This window comes from Acinetobacter sp. YH01019 (assembly GCF_013420285.1).
GTDB lineage: Bacteria > Pseudomonadota > Gammaproteobacteria > Pseudomonadales > Moraxellaceae > Acinetobacter > Acinetobacter gandensis.
On the sequence record NZ_VOYM01000049.1, the window covers coordinates 23,864 to 29,863 of the forward strand.

General features: G+C 40.4%; 5 protein-coding genes and 1 pseudogene. 5 read left to right on the plus strand and 1 reads right to left on the minus strand.

The window, feature by feature from the left end:
- Positions 1 to 134: 134 nt before the first annotated feature.
- The gene (locus FTT84_RS11675) at positions 135 to 983 is read right to left on the minus strand and encodes a putative porin (RefSeq protein ID WP_180081240.1); all 849 of its coding nucleotides are present in this window, start codon (positions 981 to 983) and stop codon (positions 135 to 137) included.
- 180 nt (positions 984 to 1,163) lie between these two features.
- Here FTT84_RS11675 and prfB point away from each other — a divergent pair.
- From prfB to FTT84_RS11700, 5 genes and pseudogenes are all read left to right on the plus strand, one after another.
- Positions 1,164 to 2,259, plus strand: a protein-coding gene (gene prfB, locus FTT84_RS11680; RefSeq protein ID WP_150922974.1) for a peptide chain release factor 2 whose coding sequence is annotated in 2 segments (ribosomal slippage) — positions 1,164 to 1,235 and positions 1,237 to 2,259 — 1,095 coding nt in all. Because the reading frame shifts where the segments join, the coding sequence is not laid out codon by codon here.
- A gap of 153 nt (positions 2,260 to 2,412) precedes the next feature.
- The gene (locus FTT84_RS11685) at positions 2,413 to 2,712 is read left to right on the plus strand and encodes a helix-turn-helix transcriptional regulator (protein ID WP_180057944.1); all 300 of its coding nucleotides are present in this window, start codon (positions 2,413 to 2,415) and stop codon (positions 2,710 to 2,712) included.
- 30 nt (positions 2,713 to 2,742) lie between these two features.
- Positions 2,743 to 3,831 carry an alkene reductase gene (locus FTT84_RS11690; protein WP_180081238.1) on the plus strand — a complete coding sequence of 363 codons (1,089 nt, stop codon included), beginning with the start codon at positions 2,743 to 2,745 and terminating at the stop codon, positions 3,829 to 3,831.
- Between the two features lie 87 nt (positions 3,832 to 3,918).
- Positions 3,919 to 5,199, plus strand: a complete 1,281-nt coding sequence (locus FTT84_RS11695) for a 3-deoxy-D-manno-octulosonic acid transferase (protein WP_180081236.1) — start codon at positions 3,919 to 3,921, stop codon at positions 5,197 to 5,199.
- Between the two features lie 227 nt (positions 5,200 to 5,426).
- A pseudogene (locus tag FTT84_RS11700) lies at positions 5,427 to 5,876 on the plus strand (RsmE family RNA methyltransferase); the annotation flags it as partial.
- Positions 5,877 to 6,000: the final 124 nt, after the last annotated feature.

A 6,000-nucleotide genomic window follows, 5' to 3' on the forward strand; every position in this document is an offset into this window, starting at 1 on the left:
GTGTAGATAATATGAATTTTGTTGGTTTTGATTATTAAATGTTCTAAATTTAAAGTAATTATTGCAAAACAGATAAAAGAATTACGCCGCATTATGCGGCGCAATTCTTAAATATAATTTCTAATTCAAGTGAATTAGAAACGGAAAGTTGCGTTGATGTTGAACGCTTGAACATCATCACCAAAACCAACTTGACCACCGATTGCTAGATTCGGGTTAAGGAAGTATTTTGAACGAATAGCGAAGAAATCGGTATCTTCTGCACCGTCATCAACGATGTTATAAGCTGCACCAATGCTAAATGCTTGGTCGAAGTAGTAGTCTGCACCGATCGTTGCTGAATCTACATCACCAAAAGCACCATCAGCTTCAAGGTTGATGTATTGACCGTTGTTTAAAGGTGCAACGTATTTTGCTTTAACAGCAAAACGGTTGTCTTCGTCTTCATCGTTGTCGCCTTGATAGCCATCAATACCAACAGCAAGTAAAAGGTTAGAGACAGGTAAATAACCTACTAATGCGCGGTATGTTGTTGAATCATAGTCCTCGCTTGCTGAAATACCAGCAACTTTTACTTCAGCTTTTTCTTCTTTGTAGCCTAATTCACCATTAAAGTAGAATTGTTCAAAGAAGTATTCAGCACCTAATGAAATATGGTGGCTGTCATATTCTGCTTTGCCTGCAAGCGGACCTGAAACAGGAAAATAATCTGATACATCAACTGTTTTTGTATCTAAATATTGATAGCTATATTTAGCATAAATATTGCTGTTATGACCTAAAAATGCAGCTTCGTTTAATGGGCCATTTTTAGGGTTTACTGAGTCTAAATATAACGTGCCTTGTAAGTTGAACAATCCGTTTGAATCTACGATGTCATTGTCCCAATCTGTATAAGTAAAACCACCATCAATTTGCGCATCATAAGCAAAAGTTGATGAAGTGATAACAGCTAAACCTAGTGCAAGTAATGTCTTTTTCATGAAACCCTCTAACATTATTGTTGTAAAAAAATTGTAATAGATCATAAAGCGTGCGTATTGTTCATATTGTGGGCAGTGAAGTCAATCGCCACGATGCTCAATCAGTCTGAAATTGCATAAAAGGTCTGTGATATAATGTGCGGCTATTTAAGCCAAAATTATTGATTGAGAGTAATTCACGTGGAAATTAATCCGTATCTATTACAGCTAAAAGACTTAAACGACCGTGGTCAAACATTACGGGGGTATCTTTGACTACGATCTAAAGAAAGAGCGTTTAGAAGAGGTTCTACGTGAGCTGGAAGATCCAGCAATTTGGAATGATCAAAACCGTGCACAAGCGATGGCCAAAGAAAAAGGCGAGCTTGAAAACGTTATTAATGTATTAGAAGGTTTGTCTGCACAACTTGAAGATGCGCAAGCGATGCTTGATTTGGCGGTTGAGGCGGATGAAGAATCCATGCTTGAGGACGTGCAAGCAGAGTTGAGCGCAGCAGAAGAAGAACTCGCAAAACTTGAGTTCCGTCGTATGTTCAGCAACCCAATGGACCCGAATCCATGCTATGTTGAAATTCAAGCGGGTTCAGGTGGTACAGAGGCACAAGACTGGGCGTCTATGTTATTACGTATGTACTTACGTTGGATTGAACGTCATGGTTTTAAAGCTGAAGTGATGGAAGAATCTGACGGTGATGTGGCAGGGATTAAATCTGCAACCATTCGTGTAGAAGGTGAATATGCATACGGTTGGTTACGTACTGAATCTGGCGTACACCGCTTAGTGCGTAAGTCACCATTTGACTCAGGTAACCGTCGTCATACGTCATTCTCTGCGGTCTTTGTTTCACCGGAAATTGATGACAATATTGAAATTGAAATCAATCCAGCTGATGTACGTACGGATACCTATCGTGCCTCTGGTGCTGGTGGTCAGCATATTAACAAAACTGACTCTGCGGTACGTTTAACCCATGCACCAACTGGTATTGTCGTGGCATGTCAGAACCAACGTTCACAGCACGCTAACCGTGACCATGCCTGGAAACAATTACGTGCAAAACTCTATGAATTAGAGATGAAAAAACGTAATGATGCAGCTCAAGCTTTGGAGGACACAAAGTCTGACATTGGTTGGGGTAGCCAAATTCGTTCATACGTTTTGGATGATTCACGTATTAAAGACTTACGTACCAGTGTTGAAAGTTCAAACACCGGTGCTGTTCTTGATGGTGATTTAGATAAATTTATTGAAGCCAGCCTGAAACAAGGTTTGTAATTTAAATTTATTGTAAAACAAAGTTCTATTGTGTTGTTATTAATATATCTAAAATATTCGATATAAAAATCGAAAAAATGCGATATATTAAGCACAGGACGCTGAATAGAACTTTGTTGTTCATTTTATTGTTTGATTAAACCAGTCTGAATTATGGATGTTGATTTAATTTTTAAAGCGCTTGCAAATCCTACTCGCCGACAAATTTTGGAATGGTTGAAATCGCCAGAACAGTTTTTGTCTGAAGAGCAATGTGGCGGCTTTAAGCGTGGTGTCTGTGCAGGCAATATCGAAAAATTGGGTAATGTCTCTCAATCGACCATGTCGAATCATTTGTCTGTGTTGCAGCAGGCGGGTTTAATTCAAGCTGAAAAATATGGTCAATGGTCATATTTTTCCCGCAATGAAGTCCTTATTCAGCAATATATTGATTACTTGCAAAACTCACTTTAAAACAAAACCAAAGTGAGCGTCGAGGCAATTATGGCTGAGTTCAATACGCCGCTAATTTTAGGCGATCTCCATCTTAAAAACCGAATCATCATGGCACCATTAACACGTTGCCGTGCAACTGATGATCGTGTACCAACCCCAATGATGGCTGAGTACTATGCACAGCGTGCCAGTAGTGGCCTGATTATTTCTGAAGCGACGGTCATTTCTGAAGAAGCCAATGGTTATCGTAATACTCCGGGCTTATTTACGGATGCACAAGTACAAGGCTGGAAAAAGGTGACAGAAGCTGTACATGCGCAAGAGGGCTTAATTGTCGCACAGCTTTGGCATGTCGGTCGTGTCTCTGACCCAGAACTTTTGAATGGTGAAACACCAGTATCGGCAAGTGCTGTGCAACAAGCGGGTCACGTGAGTTTACTCCGTCCAAAACGTGGCTATGTGGTACCACGTCCACTCGAAATTGCAGAAATTAAAAATATTGTTGAACAATATAAAAATGCCGCTATTCGTGCCAAGGATGCAGGTTTTGATGGCGTAGAGTTACATGCAGCCAATGGTTATTTAATTGACCAATTCCTACAAAGTAAAACCAATTTACGTGAAGATGAGTACGGTGGTTCTGTAGAAAACCGCACACGTCTATTACTCGAAGTGGTTGATGCCTTAATTGAAGTCTGGGGTGCTGGTCGTGTAGGTGTACATTTGGCGCCACGTGGTGATGAACATGATATGGGCGATGATGCTCCACGTGAAACTTTCGGCTATGTAATGGAACAATTGGGTAAACGCCAAATTGCATTTTTCTTTACACGTGAATATTTGGCAGAAGACAGTATCAGTGAAGAGATGAAAGCACGTTCAGGTGGTGTACCATATATTGCCAATATGCGTTTAAGTCGTGCGGATGCACTTGAATTATTGGCTTCAGGTAAAGCCGATGCTGTTTCTTTTGGTAAGGCATATATTGCCAATCCAGATTTGTATGAACGTTTGCTGGTGAATGCTCCATTGAATGAATTACAGTTAGAAAATATGATTGGAACGGATGTAGCCGAAGGCTATATTGATTATCCCAGCATGAAAAATAAATTTGGTTCAGGCCGTTCAACGTATTAATCGATACTTGAATACGCATTATCCATTAACATGTGGATAATGCTCTGATATATTCTGCCGATTCCATTTGATTTTGGGCGACAACATTTGACTACTCCTTTTTGGTATAACGCTGCTTTAGCGCTGATTAAGCCGCTATATCAATGGCGCATTAAAAAACGTGCGAAGGATGATTTACAGTACCAACAAGAGTGTCTAGAACGCTTTGGGCCATTTCAAGCAGTTAAAAATACGCAGGCGATTTGGTTTCATGTGGTTTCTGTTGGGGAGACCAATGCAGCACAGCCGCTCATTGAGCATTATTTAAAAACTGGTCATTCAGTTTTGGTGACGAATACCACCAAAACAGGTCAAGCTCGAGCAAAATCACTTTTTCTAAAAGAACCGTATGCGCAGCTATTTCAAGCCGTGTATCTACCTGCCGATCAAAAAAAATTAGTTCGTACCTTTATTCAAAAATATCAACCGAAAATGTTGGCCTTGGTCGAAACTGAACTTTGGCCCAATTTACTGATTGAAGCCGATCAAGCACAAGTGCCGTGCTTATTAATAAATGCACGCTTATCTGAAAAGTCGGCTAAGGGCTATGGCAAAGTACCAAGTCTGACTAAGCCGATGTTACGCAGTTTAAAGCAATTGTTAGCACAAGATCAGGCAAGCTGTCAGCGCTTTATTGAATTGGGTATGCCTGAGGAACGGGCAAAAGTGGTCGGCAGTATTAAATTTGATATTGCCGCACCAGCATCTTTTATTGCCCAAGCGGAACAATTCAGACAGCAATGGCAATTGGCGAATCGAAAAATCATTACCTTAGCCAGTACACATGCGCCTGAGGAACAGTATTTACTCACGGCAATGCAGCCCTTTTTAAATCAGCATCCTGAACTGTTATGTATCTTGGTACCACGTCATCCTGAACGCTTTGATGAAGTCTATGCCGAATCGCAAACACTGAATTTAAATACCCAGCGCCGCAGCCTTAATCAGACCATTTTGCCTGATACACAAGTGTATTTAGCAGACAGTATGGGGGAAATGTGGTTGTGGTACGCATTGAGTCAGGCTTGTTTTGTGGGTGGATCGCTAAATGAACCGGGTGGTGGGCACAATATTTTAGAGCCGATCGCGTTAAATGTGCCGACAGTTTTGGGTAAGAATTATTTTAATTTCCAGACCATTGTGGATGAGTTCGTTGCTGCTCAAGGCGTGAGAGTAGTGCAAGATGCAGAACAGGCTGCTCAGGTGTTGTTTGAGTTAATCGAAGATAAGGTTCAAGCTCAGTGTTTGAATGCTGCTGCGCAGCAGATTATGCAAAAGAATACAGGGTCATTGGCTCAACATATTCAAGTGATTGATCAGTACCTTTAAGTTTGAATTTTGCGATACATTAATTTTTATTAGGTCAGTTTTATCACCGCCTTATTTTATGGTGATAGTCGAACATCCTATTCGTAGGCATAATCTACTTTTAAAGGATTAAAAGTAGCAAAAATCCTTTGTACGCTGAAGGTACTTCCTGTACCTCAGCGCACTGGCGACATCCATGTCGCCTGTCCTCAATGACATATGCTTTGCGTGAATTAATTTGGTTATTTATGAACATCGTCTTGCTTGATCCTCGTCAAACTGAATCTGAACTTTGGAGTATTAGCGCCAAACGTCAAATTGAGCATTTAACTACGCATGTGGATATTCAAGTAGGTGATACCCTGAAAGTTGGTATTCGAGAAGGGAAACGCTATTTAACCGAGATCGTGAGCATTGACGAGACTTGTGTTCAACTCAAACCATTACAAGAAGAAATTGTTCCAGCAAAGCATCCCGTGACTTTAATTGTGGCGATGCCACGTCCCAAAGTATTACGTCGATTAATAATGGATGCAGTGACATTAGGCGTTGAAAAAATTATTTTGCTGCACAGTTATCGGGTGGATAAAAGCTATTGGCAGACGCCTTTTTTACAGCAACTAGATCAATACGTGACTTTGGGTTTAGAACAGGCAGGCGACACTATTGCACCCAAAATTGAACTGTATAAACGCTTTCTCTGTACACGACAAAAATAGATAACTCATTGAAATAATGTCACAATAATTGTTTTCTAACGACGAATACTATGACACATCTCAATGAGCTATATCTTATCTTAAACAAATATCTAAAATGGAA